The organism is Collinsella sp. AM20-15AC (assembly GCF_003471405.1).
Taxonomy (GTDB): Bacteria; Actinomycetota; Coriobacteriia; order Coriobacteriales; family Coriobacteriaceae; genus Collinsella.
In genome coordinates this window covers 17,520-32,253 of record NZ_QRJA01000011.1, presented here as the reverse complement: position 1 = coordinate 32,253, position 14,734 = coordinate 17,520, and the positions used below count along the sequence as shown (strand labels likewise).

The window sequence follows — 14,734 nt, the reverse complement described above, 5'->3', positions numbered from 1 at the left end:
GCAAAAATGGCTGCAGATGTTACAGATCGAGACAAAACAGCAAGGCATGCCGCTGCATCGGCCAGAACCACCACAAAGGTGCCTGTCCCTTTTTGGTAGGTTGAATAACCCATAAGGTAAGTATGTTTCTGAGTTATTTCGTGTTGACCCATTTGAGCGCGATAGGGTATAACTCTACTCAACCGCTAGGGATTTTATTGAGAAAGGTGTTCTACCATGAGCAAGAACCTCTCCCAGCAGGTCGTTCTCGACCGCCGCGGCTTCGTCGCCGCCACCTTCGCAACCGTCGCCGGCCTTGGTCTTGCCGGCTGCTCCGACACCAGCGCCGAGGCCGACAAGGGTTCCGCCGCCGGCTCTTCCAAGAGCTCCGAAGATGCCGAGGCTTCCACCACGCTCGACGCTAAGGCATTCGACAAGCTCGTCGACAACGGCCCCAAGGCCGATGACGATGCCATCGCCGCCAGCACCTGGGCCACGGCCGTCAAGGACGCCGGTGTCTTTAAGATCGGTGGCGTTCAGACCTCCACGCTCTTCTCCCTCCTCAACGAGAAAGACGGTCAGACCCGCGGCTTCGACGCCGGTATCGCACAGCTTCTGTCCAACTACATTCTGGGCGAGAACAAGGTCGAGATCACCCAGGTGACCTCGGACACGCGCGAGTCCGTCCTGCAGAACGGCCAGGTCGACGCCGTCTTTGCCACCTACACCATCACTGACGAGCGCAAGAAGCTCGTCTCCTTTGCCGGCCCCTACTACTACACCCAGCAGGCCATCCTGGTGCTCGCCGACAACGACGACATCAAGAGCGTCGACGACCTGGCCGACAAGAACGTCGCCGTCCAGTCCGGCTCCAACGGCCCCGCCATCCTGGAGGAGTTCGCTCCCAAGGCCAGCCAGCAGGAGTTCAAGACCGACGAGGAGGCCCGCCAGGCACTCCAGCAGGGTCGCGTTGACGCCTACGTCATCGACAACAACATGCAGCAGAGCGCCCTGGTCCGCGAGCCCGGTAAGTATAAGATCGCCGGGAAGCCCTTCGGCAGCAAGGAGCCCTATGGTATCGGCCTGCCGCTCGATTCCGACGGCGTCGCCTTTGTCAACGACTTCCTTAAGAAGATCGAGGACGACGGCACCTGGACCGAGCTGTGGCAGATCTGCATCGGTGACCGCACGGGCGACACCAATGTTCCCGAGCTGCCCGAGATCGGCGCCTAGGCAACGCGCCTAGTAACGGCCGCAACGAAACCATACGGAAACGCACGGTGCGCTTTATTGCGCTAAACTGTTTCCTTACTGAGTTGTCGGGGCTTCCGTACACACGGGAGCCCCTTTCCTTATCGGCGGGAGGTCCGCATGAGTCTCTCCGAGCTCTGGTCGCTCTATGGCCAGAACTACATTGACGCGCTGCTAGCAACCTGGGGCATGACGCTTGAGTCGTTTGCCATCGCCATGGTGTTGGCCGTCGCCGTCACCGTGATGCGCGTGTCGCCGCTCAAGCCGCTGCGCGTCTTTGGCGACCTGTATGTCCAGGTCTTCCGTAACATCCCCGGCATCGCGCTGCTCATCATCGTCGTCTACGCATTGCCGCCACTCAAGGTCGCTCTGCCCTACCGTACCTGCGTTATCGTCGCCACGGTGTTGCTGGGCTCCGCCTTTGGCTCCGAGAACTTCATGAGCGGCATCAACACCGTCGGCGTCGGCCAGGTGGAAGCCGCCCGCTCGCTGGGCATGAGCTTCAACCGCATCCTCGCCAAGATCGTGATTCCGCAGGCACTGCGCTCGAGCGTGCTGCCCATGACCAACCTCTTTATCGCCGTCATGCTCACCACCGCGCTCGGCAGTCAGGTGCCGCTTAAGCCCCAGGAGCTCACCGGCGTGGTGAGCTATATCAACACGCGCTCGCTCGGCGGCGTCGCCGCGTTCTTTATCTCGGCGCTCGGCTACCTGGGCACGGCGTTTGTGGTGAGCCACATTGGCAACTACATCGATAAGAAGGTGAGGATCCTCCGATGAGCAAGCACTCCTCTCCCGCGCTCACCATGCGCGATGCGCTCTACGAGGCTCCCGGCCCCAAGATGCGCGCCAAAATTCGCATCGGCACCGTTATCTCGCTGGTTGCCGTCGCCGCGCTCGCTGCCCTCGTGCTGCAGCGCTTTTATGTGACCGGTCAGCTTTCGGTCCACTATTGGTATTTCTTTACGCACCTCACCACCTGGAAGTTCCTGCTTGCCGGCTTTGAGGGCACCGTTAAAGTCGCACTCACCGCCGGCGCCATCGCGCTGGTGCTCGGCCTTGCCCTTATGCTCGGTCGCACCAGCGACATTAAGCCGCTGCAGCTGGTCTGCCGCGTGCTCACCGATTTCTTCCGCGGCGTGCCGAGCCTTCTGTTCATCTACTTCTTCTTTTTGGTGCTGCCCCAGTACAAGATTGCGCTGCCGTCGTTTTGGATGCTCACGCTTCCCGTCGCGCTCGCCGCAGCCGGTGTACTGGCCGAAATCTTCCGTGCCGGCGTCAACGCCGTGCCGCGCGGCCAGGTCGAGGCTGCCCAGGCGCTCGGCCTCTCCAAGGCTAAAATCACCTTTAAAATCGTATTGCCCCAGGCTATTCGGTTTATCATTCCGTCGTTGATTTCGCAGCTTGTGGTCGTCGTCAAAGACACCACCGTCGCCTATGTGGTGAGCTACCCCGACCTCATGCAAAATGCCCGCGTGCTCATTACCAACTACGACGCCCTCGTGTCGGTCTACCTGGTGATCGCGGTCATCTATATCCTCATCAACGTCGCGATCAACAAGGCCGCCGTCTACGTCTCGCACAAGACCGGCGCGACCATCATCCGCTAACGATTTACCATTTCGAGTCATAAGGAGCCGAGCACCATGGCACAGAGCACCTCTTCCACCGGCAATCAGCCGCTGATCGAGCTCAGACACGTCGATAAGCACTACGGCGATCTGCACGTCCTCAACGACATCAATCTCTCGGTCGACCGTGGCGAGGTCGTCGTCGTGATCGGTCCCTCGGGCTCGGGCAAGTCGACCATGTGCCGCACCATCAACCGCTTGGAGACCATCGACTCGGGCGAGATCCTCATCGAGGGCGAGCCCCTGCCGCAGGAAGGCAAGGATCTTGCCCGCATGCGCGCCGAGTTGGGCATGGTGTTCCAACAGTTCAACCTGTTCGCACATATGACGGTGCTGCAAAACGTCATGCTGGGACCGGTCGATGTGCTGGGCGTCTCCAAGGAGGAGGCTCGTGAGCGCGCCATGGATCTGTTGAGCCGCGTGGGCGTTGCCGAACAGGCCGATAAGGTGCCCGCACAGCTTTCGGGCGGCCAGCAGCAGCGCGTGGCCATCGCCCGTTCTCTTGCCATGCAGCCCAAGGCCATGCTCTTCGATGAGCCCACGAGCGCCCTTGACCCCGAGATGATCAACGAGGTGCTCGAGGTCATGGTCCGTCTAGCCCAGCAGGGCATGACGATGATCGTCATCACGCACGAGATGAACTTCGCCCGCCGCGTTGCCGATCGCGTCGTGTTTATGGCCGACGGCCAGATCGTGGAAACCGGCACACCCGACGAGTTCTTCGACCATCCCCAGACCAAGCGCGCCCAGGACTTCCTCAACTCCATCAAGGGCCACTAACCCCATTGCCACGCGGGGCAAATTCATCAACAGCGTTTGCCCCGCGCCGCCCCTGCGCCATGTCCACCCGGATTCGAAAGCCACGCCCATGATCGGAACCCGCACCTCATCGTCCTACACCCCGCATGTCAACGTCGACCCCGCCGACCGCCCACTCATCCTCGTCGCACCGCGTTGGGAAGAGGCAAAGCCGTTTTTGAGCGAGACGCTCTCCCCCAACGAGGAAATCGCCAGTGTCTTTGTCGATGCCATTCTTGCCGCCGGCGGCCTGCCGCTGCAGATGTCCATCACCGAGGACATTGAGGTTATCCGTCATTACGTCGACATCGCCGACGGCATCGCCATTCCCGGCGGCCCGGACGTCAACCCCAAGCGCTGGGGCGACGAGCGCCCCTACGACCCCACACTGTGCTGCGAGATTCGCGACCGTTTTGAGTTTAAGCTGGTTAACGAGGTGCTCTGCGCCAAAAAGCCACTCTTTACCACCTGCCGCGGCACGCAGCTGCTCAACGTCGCCACTGGCGGCACCCTGTGCATGGACGTGCCGAGCCTGGGCGCTCGCGAGGGCCGCACGCAGTGGCGCCATACCCACGTGCTCAACGACCCCGTGCATCCCGTCGAGGTCGTGCCGGGCTCGCTGTTGGAGCGCGCGGTTGGCGGGCACAGGCTGATCCAGACCAACTCCGCACACCACTGCTGCGTCGATCATCTGGGTAAGAGCACGCGTTTGGTCGCCAAGGCAACCGACGGCGTTCCCGAGTGCATCGAGGTCGAAGGCCAGCCATTCTGCTTGGGCGTGCAATGGCACCCTGAGTACACGTGGAAGACGCTCGAGACCGACTTTAACCTGTGGAAGTCGTTTGTCGAGGCGGCGGCAAAGGTAAAGCAGGCCCGCTAGCTCGCGAACCACTCAGGTTAAAGCCTCCTAAGCCGGGGGGGGGCGGACACCAGCTACGGTGCCCGCCCCCCCTGTATTTGATATGCTCGGTATGATTATCCCTCACAAACAATCAGAGAAATCTCGACCGCAATCGGTCGACAGTAAAGCAAATGATAAAAACGCTTGCTACGTTTATGAGGCAGTCAATTAAAATCGAAACGCATTGACCGTCCCCCAACGGGGTCACGCCGCAAATCCACATGAGCATCGAGGCTGGAAGCGGAAGCATGGAATTGGCCCCGATCTGTATGTAGATCGCTACAACGTTGACAAGCAACAGCATGCCAATCGGACCGAAGCCGGACCCAAAATAGGAAACAACGATTACGCAAGAAACCACGTATGCAAGGCAGGCGGCGGCAGCAAGAACAAGTCGATAGCAAAATACATGCAGGTTGAAATACTGCTGAGCATCCAAAACGATCGTGCAATTAAGGCAGTACAAAACGACACTCGTCAGGATAAACGCGCCCAAAAGGGCGAAAGAAGACAGCATCGCTCGCGCAACGATAGCGCACACACGCTTCCCTCCCCGGGCCTCCGACAGCCCCCACGGTTCCTCGACAAAGCCCGAACTGACAAAGCGCGGCACAATACAAGCAGCAATGAACGGAAAGAACAATGCATGAGCCAACGGGGCTACGTTGAACAGCAGACCGCGAAAAACCTCTGCATTACCAAATAGAAGGGCATCCTCCGCCGATAGCCGAAGCGTCGGGTCTGGGAAAAAGCCCAAGAAACTGTTCTCACGGAGGCCACAGAGCCACATCGGGAAAGAATTAAGCTGCAATACCACCATGCACGCATAAATTACCAGGATTAAGGCGTACGCCCATTTGCTCACATGCTTCCATTCTGAATGGAGGAATCTTTTAATCTGACGAGCCATTGAACACACCCCCGGCACGAAAGCTCACGAGAGCGTAAATCAATACCGATAGACAGCTGGCTGCCACGCCATATCCCAGAAGCGTCAGCTGGCCCATATCGCTATACCCAAGGGCACATCCGACTCCAAGATACGGCCCCGGAAGAAAGAAAATCCATCGCAAGGACGGTATGGGCGTCTGAAGGTAAGTTCCGTAGAGCGTCAAGCTCATGACAAATCCGATTATTACCACAGCCCCGCTCAATACAGCGCTGCCCGTTATCCGATAGATGGTCACCGTCTCCAGCGCAACCGATATCACCAATACGGCGTTGACTATCATTGCAGGCAAAAATACAGTTAGTATGTTGTGCGAGTAGTTATGCCCTCCACGTATTATGGCTATTGCAAAAAGAAGAAGGCAAAGCGCGCTATACGCTGCGCCAATTATTAAAGCAGACGAAAATGCATGGGCCAGAGCCCCATTAAAACGGGCGAGACCTCTTGCTGAAGAAATTCGGTATCCCTCTTTATAGCCATGCTCCTGTAAAAGCACCAAACAAACGATGAGTGGAACGAACAGGGATGTACCGGCAAAAGCGCTGCGCGCAAGGGACTCATCAGGCGCAGAAGGATCGATTGCATTCCAGAGGAAACCAATATCCTCCCCACAAACGCCATAGCCAAAGGCGAGCAACGTTGTTCCGTTTTTTAGAAAGATGCCGAAGAGAAGGCCGAACGCCAGCATAAGCGCAAGACCAAACTTCGCCGGAAATATCCTGTGCAAACGCATCATATCTGCCTTTATGGGATGGATCGCCCGCTTCATAGCGAGACCGCCTTCATCAAGCGCCTGTAATACTCTTTTAGGGATGGCGCCTCATCCCTTATGACGTCCATCGATTCCTTTTTCAGCAGTTCGCCGTCATGAAGAAACAGGCAGCTTGTTGCAACCGATGCCAGCTCATCCAAATCATGACTAGAGATGAGCATGGTCTTACCCTGCTCTCGATTCAATCGACCGATAAGGGCCCATATACTCTCGATGCCCAGCGGGTCCAACCCGTTTGCTGGCTCATCAAAAATAAGCAGATCAGTGTCACCCAACAAAGCTGTAGCTATATCCAGCCGCCGTTTCATTCCCAGAGAAAAACTGCTCACGCTCTTTTTCTCATCGGCATCCAGCCCGACTAGGCTCAAAACGCGAGGAATCTCACTCTTCTCATCAAGCCCCCATTCCGCACATCGGATTTGAAGATTCTCAACCGCACTGAGAGATTGGTATGCTCCACTGGAATCTGGTACATAGCCGACACGCGTCCGCATCAGGCTAAGCTCTTTTTTTGATTTGCCTCCGAAGAGTTCCACGCTCCCCGACGATGGCTCACAGAGGCCCAATACGATTTTAATAAGCGTGCTTTTGCCCGCCCCGTTTGCACCAACAAGGGCGCAGAGCTCAGACTGATGTACCTCGAAGGAAACGTCATGCAAAACGCGGCGCCTCCCATAGCGCTTTGACACCCTTGATAGCCTTATCGTTGATACGTTCATTGGCCTCCCGTTCCGCTTGATAGCAAAACCGCTCATATCGTTCCTTCTTTATTTTATCGTTTTCCATAGTTGTTATTGTTTTTCGATAACTCATATTTGTCAAGATAATCTAAAAGAAAGAACCTGTGTTAGACACGGGTCCCTTCACGCTGATATTTCGTTTTAGTTGTTCGCCTTAAGCTACTCGTCGCTCAAATCGACAGCAAAGACTGATGCCGGAAGCGACGCCTCATTGCCTCCGCCGTCCCGCATCTGCCTCACAACGTTTTTTGCACGCTCAACAATAAGCTCCTCAAGCTCTTTCTCACTCACGCGCTGAATAATATCTCCCGGTTGACAATCAAGCTCATCACAGATATCGAGGAGCGTCTTTAGGCGAATAGCTTTTATCTTTCCGTTTCTAAGCTTTGAAATATTAGCCGGAGTATGCCCCGTCGCTCGAATCAGATCAGCACTGGTCTTTCCGGTCTTAAGCAGCTGCGTCTCAAGCTCGATGATGAGATAGCTCATGTTTCCTCCTACACAAGCTCGTCAGACTGCTCTTGGAGCAGCGAGGCATAACTCCAGATCGCCGAGATAAACAGACAGACAACTGCGCCGATAAACGACCCCGCATCAAAGGTAGCGCCTTGGCAAATCTCAATAACGAAGGAATGAGGCACGATGTAAAGCTCCAGTCCGCCAATGGTGAGATTGACCGATCCATAGGCACCAACAAGCGAAACCGTGGCGTTAACAGCAAAGGCAAGCGCGAGAACACGGATAAGCCGCACATGCGTCTTGGTAAAGGGCGAGACGCCCCGAGAGATGTTACGGCTGATCCCGCACAAAACGACAAGCGAAATACCCACGACGAGTGCCAGGCACAGTCCGCTTGGGATAACGATGCACCCGCCATCGAGAAGCGTCACGACACCGAAAGAATCGACAGAAGCAACGTTTGCAACCGCATACCAGATCACGTAAACAACCAACGCGGCAAAAGCGACGAGCATCCCTGCAAAAACGGTTGCCATGCAAAAACCAAGCTTCCTGATATTTTCGCCCGCCTTGGCCATACGCTGAACGCTGTTGGACATACACTCACCCTCATCGACTCTATCGTTATTCGAACAGTTTATCGAACAACGATATGGATTGCATGCGGAAAGCCCCGCCAGTGCGCATAACCCATTCACTAATCAGAAGGGGTGAGAGTGGATTTTGGACACGTATCGAACGAGAGTGGATAATCTCCCACTTTGAGGCCGCCACCGGACCTAAAACGGGAGATTATCCACTCTCATAGCCATCAAAGCTCGCGAGCTCTTACTCGGCCACCTCGCGCAGGGCCGACATCGTAGCCGCATATTGCTGCTGCAACGCATGCATTCCCGCGCGAGCGCCGTCAACGGCATCGGCGCCGCGCAGCGCCTCGGTCACCACGACCGCCGGCTCGTACAGGTTATCGAATCCCAGGTTCTGGCTCACGCCCTTGAGCGTGTGAGCTGCCATAAACGCTTCCTTGGCGTCTCCTGCCGCCATGGCGGCCTCCAGCTTGTCCATGCTCTCGTCATCCAAAAACTTGAGGGCAAAGCGGGCAAGCATCTCCTCGCCCATCAGCCGAGCGCACGCGTCATCATAATTGGCGCCGATCTTCTCATACGCCTCACGCATGGAAATCATGGATTAAAACTCCTTTGGTCAAACTAAATCGTAGGAAGCGCAACGACCTCGGCAGGGCGCGCCAATGTTTCGGCAATACGGTCTTGCACCTCGAGCAGACAGTCGAGCAGCAGCGGGTTAAAGGTGCCGCACTTACCGTCCAGGATCATCTGGATCGCCTCCTCGTGCGGGATGGCATCCTTGTACACGCGCACGCTCGTCAGCGCATCGTATACGTCGGCCACCGAAACCACCTGTGCGGCGATGGGGATATCGTCGCCCTTAAGGCCATCGGGATAACCCTTGCCGTCCCAGCGCTCGTGGTGCCAACGCGCAATCTGGTACGCATATTCCATAAGCGCATTGCCGGCGTGATGGCGGCCCAGCTCATGCAGCATGTCGGCGCCGATCGTGGTATGCGTCTTCATAATCTCGAACTCCTCGGACGTGAGGCGCCCGGGCTTGTTGAGAATCGCATCGTCAATCGACATCTTGCCGATATCGTGCAGTGCCGAAGCCAGGGCAATCGTAGAGCGCTCCTCGTTGTCGAGGGAGATGCTGTCACTACGGTGGACCAGGCAGCCAAGCAGCAGCTCGGTCAGTTTCTCGATGTTCGTAACGTGCCTGCCGCTCTCGCCATTGCGGAGCTCCATGACGCCGGCCATGATGTCGATGAGCATGCGGCTGTTCTTGACGCGCTCGTTGTACTGCTGAGACAGCAGGCTCGTCAGACGGCGTTGCTTGGCATACAGGCGGATGGTGTTGCTTACGCGGCGGCGCACGACACGGGAGTCAAACGGGCGGTTGACATAGTCCGAGGCACCAAGCTCATACGCACGCAGCACCACTTCGTCGGAATCTTCGCTCGAGATCATGATGACGGGCAAATTGTCAATATTCGATCGACGCGACAGATCGCCCAGCACCTCAAAGCCGTTCATGCCCGGCATGACAATGTCCAGCAGCACGAGCGACAACTCATCGCCATAGCGGTCGACCATGTCGAGCGCCGCGCGACCGTTATCGGCCTCGAGGATGCAATACTCGTCCTTGAGCATCTCGTTGAGAATGGCTCGGTTCATCTCGGAGTCATCGACAATAAGCACCGTAGGCTTTTCGCTTTGGAAGGCCTCGATGGATTCGGCATCGGTCACGACTGTACCGGCTTTTGCCTTAGCGCGGCTCAATAATTGGACAGCCTGGCTAACACCCTCATCGACCGTTTCGCCATTAATGCGAACGCCACCAACGCATGCCGTCAAGCTAACGCGCTCATGCCCCGGAATAATCGTGGAATGAACGGCATCGGATACTTGACGCAGGCGACGGGCAAAGTCATCAGAGGGAATATTGGGCATGACGGCCACAAACTTATCGCAGCCAAAACGCACAAGCTCGTCAGTCGAACGAACACCGCTGCGTATGGCCGTCGCCACGGCACCAAGCGCAAGGTCGCCGGCATGGCGGCCATACGTATCGTTGAAGGCCCTAAAATCATCAAGGTCGATCATGGCCACGCCGGCCTGCATACGGGCGCTACGAAGCTTTTCCTCGTAATATCGGCGATTGCGCACGCTCGTCAGCACGTCGGTGTAGACAAGGTCCTCTTCTGCGGCCTCTTGTTCATCAATCGGACGCACCATCAGCAGGACGTGAGGCTCGCCCTCGACCTTCAGAGGACGCAGGCGAGCGCGGTACTCAACGCCATCGTTGAGCAGCTGTTCCGACACCTCATCGGAACCTGCCGCCAAGGCCTCAAGACTTGACTGGCGCAGACAGGGACACCGATCGCCGGCGAGCAGGCAGTTGGGATCGCCCTTAATCTGGTCGACCGACAGCAAACGTACCACGGGGTAGGTCTTCGCGACACGGGCGACCTCGGCGGCAGCCTCCTCGTCGGTTAGATTGGCCTCGTGATTATTGAGCATAGGGGGCCCTTTCAGTAGTTTTGCTTGGTAGCAGTGGGTGCCAAATGTTACAAGGGTAGCACCTTGTCGATGCAGGTACACACGTGAATACCGTTTCTTTTTCATGAGCTGGCAGACGGTAGGGCTGAAGCCGCAGCCGTAAGGTTCTGGGCGCATCTGTTAACACGGTCGAAATGTTTACGGGAAAAGCCCGTTTTGATTATTGCGGCTGCTAGAACCCTAGGACGCCACGGACGGCCTGGGCAGCCGCTACCGGTCGATCGCGCAGCCCGTTGTGCGCGCCGGGGACCGTTACGAGCGGACAGCCCAAAAGCTCAGCCGACGCTCTCGTGCCCGCTTCGCGGGGCGTGCCAATCGAGAGCTCGCCCAAAAACACGGCGGCCACCGTTTTCGATGCGCGGACGCGATCCCAATCGGGAACGCAGGTCATAATGATCCCGTATTCGTTTGCCATAAAGCTGCGGCCGTTGCGCAGGGCATGCTTGGCTTCCGCCTCGGTTGTCTTGGGAGCTTGAGGATCCGAATCACCGATGGCACTCAGGAAGGCTCTTAATGCCCTCGAGACCTTTCCCGCAGCAATCATCTCGAGCAAAACCGGGGCCGTGCCCAGGCCAGCGCCCTCGTTTGTCACGGCGGGTTCGTGCAGCATCGCGCGCGAGACAATGGCCGGGTTTGTACGGAGAAGCTCCAGGGTCACCAGCGTACCGGCGCTGTGCGCGAGGACATTTGCCGGGGCGCCGACATGCTCGATAACGGCCTGCAGGTCGGCGGCCTGGGCGGCGAGGTCGTAGCGCCCGTCCGCGGCATCGCCGCTCTCGCCGCAACCGCGGCGGTCGTAGGCAATTACGCGATAGCCGCAGGCGAGCTCGCGGGCGATCCCGTCAAAAAATGTGCCGTCGACGCAAGCGCCGTGCACGCACACCAAGGCAGGCGCATCCGACGGCACGCCCGGCTCGGCAAACTCGCGACAGGCAATCGTGGTGCCCGCATTCTCGACCGTAAAATCCATGTTGTGCCCCATCGTCTTGCACCTTGTTAACGCATTAACTGTACCCAACCGGAAACCTCTCATAGCGCGGACATCGAGGGCAGCGTGAAAATACGAAATCTGAAAAGCACAAGCCCGAATCAGACTTTGGCACCGATGCTATGCTTAGGCACAACTGTCCCAAGGAGCATATGCCTATGTCTACGTTTTTAAATGTCAGCCCCATCTTTGGACCGGTGCGCAGTCGCCGCCTGGGCCTTTCGCTCGGTGTCAACATGATGCCGGCGTCGGGCAAGATCTGCACGTTCGACTGCATCTACTGCGAGAACGGCCTTAACGCCGAGCGCCCCTGCCATGAGCCGTATAACACGGCCGCCGTGGTGCTCGACGCACTCGAGGCCAAGCTGCGCGAGATGGCAGCCGAGGGTGAGCTACCCGATGTAATCACCTTCGCCGGCAATGGCGAGCCCACCGCCGCACCGGAGTTTCCGCAGGCTATCGCCGGCGCCATCGCACTTCGCGACCAGCTGGCCCCGAACACCAAGATCGCCGTGCTCTCCAATGGCACGCGCGCTGACCAGCCCGCTGTGCACGATGCGCTCATGATGGTCGACGACAACATCCTCAAGCTCGATACGGTCGACCCGGCTTTTATCCAGCTGCTCGACCAGCCCGTTGGCCCCTACGACGTCGAGCACCAGATCGAGACGTTCGCGAGCTTTAACGGCCACGTTATTATCCAGACGATCTTTTTGAACGGCGAGTACCAGGGCAAGTCCCTCGATAACACTGGTGAAGCGTACGTCGGCCCTTGGCTCGCGGCACTCGAGCGCATTCGCCCGCAGGAGGCGACCATCTACACGGTGGCGCGCGAGACACCGGTCGCCGGCCTTGCCAAAGCAGCGCCCGTGGTGCTCGACACAATCGCCGCACGCGTGCGCGCGCTCGGCATCCCCTGCCAGGTGAGCTACTAGCAGAACCGCACAGACTACCCGGTACTTGGCTGATGGGGTGGGCTATACTAGCTGCGAATGAAAGGAAGTTAGCCATGTTTGACAATGAACCCGTGCCCGGCCGCAACGACGCTTGCTGGTGCGGCAGCGGCAAAAAATATAAGAAATGCCACAGCGCCTTCGACGAGCGCCTCGAGCGCCTGTGGGAAGAGGGCTGGGAGGTTCTGCCCCGCACGCTCTACAAGATGCCCGCCGATATCGAGGGCATCAAGCGTTCGGCCGCCATCAACGTAGGCGTGCTCGACTACGTGGGCGAGCACATCGCCGCGGGCATGACCACCAACCAGATCGACCAGATGATCTACGACTACACCGTCGAGCACGGTGGCACGCCGGCCGACCTCAACTACGAGGGCTATCCCAAGAGCGTGTGCACCTCGATCAACGACGTGGTCTGCCACGGTATCCCCTGCGATACGGACGTGCTGCACGAGGGCGACATCATCAACGTGGACTGCTCCACGATCTTGGACGGCTACTTTAGCGACTCGAGCCGTATGTTCTGCATCGGCGAAGTCTCGGCCGAGCGCCAGCGCCTGGTCGACGTCACCCGCGCCAGCGTGGAGGCGGGTCTGGCGGCCGTCAAGCCGTGGCTGCCGCTATCCGTGATGGCCGAGGCCGTGCAAAAGACGGTCGAGGACGCCGGCTTTAGCGTGGTGCGCGAGTACGGCGGACACGGCATCGGTAAGGAGTTCCACGAGGACCCGTTTGTGGGCTTTACCACCGAGGCGCCCGATGTAGACACCATCATGGCTCCGGGCATGGTCTTTACCATCGAGCCCATGGTCAACGCCGGAGCGCCCGACATCAAGATTAGCAAGGGTGACGGTTGGTGCGTGCGCACCAAGGACGGCAGCGATTCGGCCCAGTGCGAGGTACAGCTCGTGGTGACCGAGGACGGCTACGAGCTGCTGAGCTGGTAGCCGTGGATGCGCCGGATGCTGACGGGCACGCTCGTCTAGCATCCGGCGTTTTTGTTTGAACGTTTTGCCTGATAAAACCCGCCAAAATAAACCTGTCCCTTTTTGGCGGGTCAAGCGGAAAGGACTGCTTGTGAACATCTTGGTTTTGCTGCCCGTCAACGACCGCCATCGCGCAATTCTTGAGTCGAGCGCTCCGGGCGAGGACTTTATCTACACGAGCGCCGACGCTATCACGCGCGAACAAGTCGCCAACGCCGACGTGATCTTGGGCAACATAGACCCTGCCCTACTTACCGCATGCGAGCACCTCCAGCTGCTGCAACTACAGACCGCGGGCTATGACGATTACTTGGCTGCCGGCACCGTGCCAGCCGACGCCAAACTGTCTTGCTCGGTGGGCGCCTACGGCCAGGCCGTGAGCGAGCACATGTTTGCCATGGTCCTTTCCATGATGAAGCGCCTGCCCGGCTATCACGACTTGCAGCGTGAACATCGCTGGGAGGATTTGGGGCCAGTTACCTCGCTCAAAAACGCCAACGTGCTGGTGCTGGGCGCGGGCGATATCGGCGGTCACTTTGCCACGCTCTGCCGCGGCATGGGCGCGCACGTCCGCGGCATCAAGCGCCATCCACTCGTCTACCCCATTGTGTTTGAGGACATGGACGGCATGGACGCCCTACCTGAGCGCCTGGCAGAGGCCGACATCGTCGCATCCTTTATGCCGAGCACGCCCGAGACCCGCGGTCTGGCGAACGCGGAGTTCTTTGCCGCTATGAAACCAGGTGCCTTCTTTGCCAACGGCGGCCGCGGAGACCTTGTAGTTGCCGACGACTTAGTTGCCGCCCTGGAGTCGGGGCATCTCGCCGGCGCCGCGGTCGACGTCACCGACCCCGAGCCGCTGCCTGAGACAAGCCCCCTGTGGGATGCGCCCAACATGCTCATCACGCCGCATGTCTCCGGCTGGTTCCACCTAGAAGCCACGCTCAATAACGTGGTCGACATCGCCGCGGAGAATCTGCGTCACCTGCAGGCGGGCGAGACGCTACGTTGTTGGATCGAACACTAAGTATTACGCCGTTCTAACGAACGGCGTAATGAGCCGACGCTGCGAGCCCGCCGTTTGGCCAATCTGCCGCTCAATTTCAAAGGCGCGACCAGAAGGTCAGCGCCTTTTCATTTCACGGCACCTTGGCTCAAACGGCGGGCTCTCGCTGGCGTGCGCTCTACCTGCGGCGTTT

16 protein-coding genes are annotated in these 14,734 nt (G+C 58.4%); 8 read left to right on the top strand and 8 right to left on the bottom strand.

Features of this window, described 5'->3' with window-relative positions; all coding sequences use genetic code 11:
• Positions 1 to 216: 216 nt before the first annotated feature.
• From DW233_RS05110 to DW233_RS05090, 5 genes are all read left to right on the top strand, one after another.
• The gene (locus DW233_RS05110; protein ID WP_118267039.1) at positions 217 to 1,212 is read left to right on the top strand and encodes a glutamate ABC transporter substrate-binding protein; all 996 of its coding nucleotides are present in this window, start codon (positions 217 to 219) and stop codon (positions 1,210 to 1,212) included.
• Positions 1,213 to 1,350: 138 nt separating this feature from the next.
• Positions 1,351 to 2,010, top strand: a complete 660-nt coding sequence (locus DW233_RS05105) for an amino acid ABC transporter permease (protein WP_118267037.1) — start codon at positions 1,351 to 1,353, stop codon at positions 2,008 to 2,010.
• Positions 2,007 to 2,840, top strand: a complete 834-nt coding sequence (locus DW233_RS05100; protein WP_089572308.1) for an amino acid ABC transporter permease — start codon at positions 2,007 to 2,009, stop codon at positions 2,838 to 2,840. The genes DW233_RS05105 and DW233_RS05100 overlap by 4 nt, the downstream gene beginning before the upstream one ends.
• 36 nt (positions 2,841 to 2,876) lie before the next feature.
• Positions 2,877 to 3,641, top strand: coding sequence for an amino acid ABC transporter ATP-binding protein (locus DW233_RS05095; RefSeq protein ID WP_117746439.1), 765 nt, complete (start codon positions 2,877 to 2,879; stop codon positions 3,639 to 3,641).
• Between the two features lie 88 nt (positions 3,642 to 3,729).
• Complete coding sequence (locus DW233_RS05090; RefSeq protein ID WP_118267035.1) at positions 3,730 to 4,539, top strand: gamma-glutamyl-gamma-aminobutyrate hydrolase family protein; 810 nt, start codon at positions 3,730 to 3,732, stop codon at positions 4,537 to 4,539.
• A gap of 112 nt (positions 4,540 to 4,651) precedes the next feature.
• Here the strand turns inward: DW233_RS05090 and DW233_RS05085 are convergent, their stop codons facing one another.
• From DW233_RS05085 to DW233_RS05050, 8 genes are all read right to left on the bottom strand, one after another.
• Positions 4,652 to 5,470: a hypothetical protein gene (locus DW233_RS05085; protein WP_147357132.1), complete on the bottom strand. Its 819-nt coding sequence runs from the start codon at positions 5,468 to 5,470 to the stop codon at positions 4,652 to 4,654.
• A complete protein-coding gene (locus DW233_RS05080) occupies positions 5,454 to 6,278 on the bottom strand; it encodes a hypothetical protein (RefSeq protein ID WP_118267031.1) in 825 nt (274 codons plus the stop codon). The genes DW233_RS05085 and DW233_RS05080 overlap by 17 nt, the downstream gene beginning before the upstream one ends.
• On the bottom strand, positions 6,275 to 7,036 hold the full coding sequence (locus tag DW233_RS05075) for an ABC transporter ATP-binding protein (protein ID WP_118267029.1): 762 nt from the start codon (positions 7,034 to 7,036) through the stop codon (positions 6,275 to 6,277). Before DW233_RS05075 ends, DW233_RS05080 begins: the two co-directional genes overlap by 4 nt.
• Before the next feature lie 144 nt (positions 7,037 to 7,180).
• Positions 7,181 to 7,510, bottom strand: coding sequence for a helix-turn-helix transcriptional regulator (locus tag DW233_RS05070; RefSeq protein WP_118267027.1), 330 nt, complete (start codon positions 7,508 to 7,510; stop codon positions 7,181 to 7,183).
• 8 nt (positions 7,511 to 7,518) lie between these two features.
• Positions 7,519 to 8,079: a hypothetical protein gene (locus DW233_RS05065; protein WP_118267025.1), complete on the bottom strand. Its 561-nt coding sequence runs from the start codon at positions 8,077 to 8,079 to the stop codon at positions 7,519 to 7,521.
• A 229-nt stretch (positions 8,080 to 8,308) separates the two neighbouring features.
• Positions 8,309 to 8,665 (bottom strand): Hpt domain-containing protein, encoded by a 357-nt coding sequence (locus tag DW233_RS05060; protein WP_117840239.1) that lies wholly within the window; start codon positions 8,663 to 8,665, stop codon positions 8,309 to 8,311.
• 23 nt (positions 8,666 to 8,688) lie between these two features.
• Positions 8,689 to 10,572, bottom strand: coding sequence for an HD domain-containing phosphohydrolase (locus DW233_RS05055; RefSeq protein WP_117654971.1), 1,884 nt, complete (start codon positions 10,570 to 10,572; stop codon positions 8,689 to 8,691).
• Positions 10,573 to 10,783: 211 nt separating this feature from the next.
• Complete coding sequence (locus DW233_RS05050; RefSeq protein WP_158567805.1) at positions 10,784 to 11,581, bottom strand: alpha/beta fold hydrolase; 798 nt, start codon at positions 11,579 to 11,581, stop codon at positions 10,784 to 10,786.
• Between the two features lie 176 nt (positions 11,582 to 11,757).
• On the opposite strand from DW233_RS05050, the gene DW233_RS05045 reads away from it, so the two are divergent.
• The 3 genes from DW233_RS05045 to DW233_RS05035 all read left to right on the top strand — a co-directional run bounded on the left by DW233_RS05045 (position 11,758) and on the right by DW233_RS05035 (position 14,562).
• Positions 11,758 to 12,534, top strand: coding sequence for a radical SAM protein (locus tag DW233_RS05045; protein WP_117806727.1), 777 nt, complete (start codon positions 11,758 to 11,760; stop codon positions 12,532 to 12,534).
• 74 nt (positions 12,535 to 12,608) lie between these two features.
• Complete coding sequence (gene map / locus DW233_RS05040; RefSeq protein WP_117806728.1) at positions 12,609 to 13,496, top strand: type I methionyl aminopeptidase; 888 nt, start codon at positions 12,609 to 12,611, stop codon at positions 13,494 to 13,496.
• 130 nt (positions 13,497 to 13,626) lie between these two features.
• On the top strand, positions 13,627 to 14,562 hold the full coding sequence (locus DW233_RS05035; RefSeq protein ID WP_117806729.1) for a D-2-hydroxyacid dehydrogenase: 936 nt from the start codon (positions 13,627 to 13,629) through the stop codon (positions 14,560 to 14,562).
• The last annotated feature ends 172 nt before the right edge of the window (positions 14,563 to 14,734 follow it).

What these genes read in the sequence shown, in the direction of transcription:
- DW233_RS05110 (WP_118267039.1), top strand. Translation starts at nt 217, where the DNA reads ATGAGCAAGAACCTCTCCCAGCAGGTCGTTCTCGACCGCCGCGGCTTC.
- DW233_RS05105 (WP_118267037.1), top strand. Translation starts at nt 1,351, where the DNA reads ATGAGTCTCTCCGAGCTCTGGTCGCTCTATGGCCAGAACTACATTGAC.
- DW233_RS05100 (WP_089572308.1), top strand. Translation starts at nt 2,007, where the DNA reads ATGAGCAAGCACTCCTCTCCCGCGCTCACCATGCGCGATGCGCTCTAC.
- DW233_RS05095 (WP_117746439.1), top strand. Translation starts at nt 2,877, where the DNA reads ATGGCACAGAGCACCTCTTCCACCGGCAATCAGCCGCTGATCGAGCTC.
- DW233_RS05090 (WP_118267035.1), top strand. Translation starts at nt 3,730, where the DNA reads ATGATCGGAACCCGCACCTCATCGTCCTACACCCCGCATGTCAACGTC.
- DW233_RS05085 (WP_147357132.1), bottom strand. Translation starts at nt 5,470, where the DNA reads ATGGCTCGTCAGATTAAAAGATTCCTCCATTCAGAATGGAAGCATGTG.
- DW233_RS05080 (WP_118267031.1), bottom strand. Translation starts at nt 6,278, where the DNA reads ATGAAGCGGGCGATCCATCCCATAAAGGCAGATATGATGCGTTTGCAC.
- DW233_RS05075 (WP_118267029.1), bottom strand. Translation starts at nt 7,036, where the DNA reads ATGAGCGGTTTTGCTATCAAGCGGAACGGGAGGCCAATGAACGTATCA.
- DW233_RS05070 (WP_118267027.1), bottom strand. Translation starts at nt 7,510, where the DNA reads ATGAGCTATCTCATCATCGAGCTTGAGACGCAGCTGCTTAAGACCGGA.
- DW233_RS05065 (WP_118267025.1), bottom strand. Translation starts at nt 8,079, where the DNA reads ATGTCCAACAGCGTTCAGCGTATGGCCAAGGCGGGCGAAAATATCAGG.
- DW233_RS05060 (WP_117840239.1), bottom strand. Translation starts at nt 8,665, where the DNA reads ATGATTTCCATGCGTGAGGCGTATGAGAAGATCGGCGCCAATTATGAT.
- DW233_RS05055 (WP_117654971.1), bottom strand. Translation starts at nt 10,572, where the DNA reads ATGCTCAATAATCACGAGGCCAATCTAACCGACGAGGAGGCTGCCGCC.
- DW233_RS05050 (WP_158567805.1), bottom strand. Translation starts at nt 11,581, where the DNA reads ATGGATTTTACGGTCGAGAATGCGGGCACCACGATTGCCTGTCGCGAG.
- DW233_RS05045 (WP_117806727.1), top strand. Translation starts at nt 11,758, where the DNA reads ATGTCTACGTTTTTAAATGTCAGCCCCATCTTTGGACCGGTGCGCAGT.
- map (WP_117806728.1), top strand. Translation starts at nt 12,609, where the DNA reads ATGTTTGACAATGAACCCGTGCCCGGCCGCAACGACGCTTGCTGGTGC.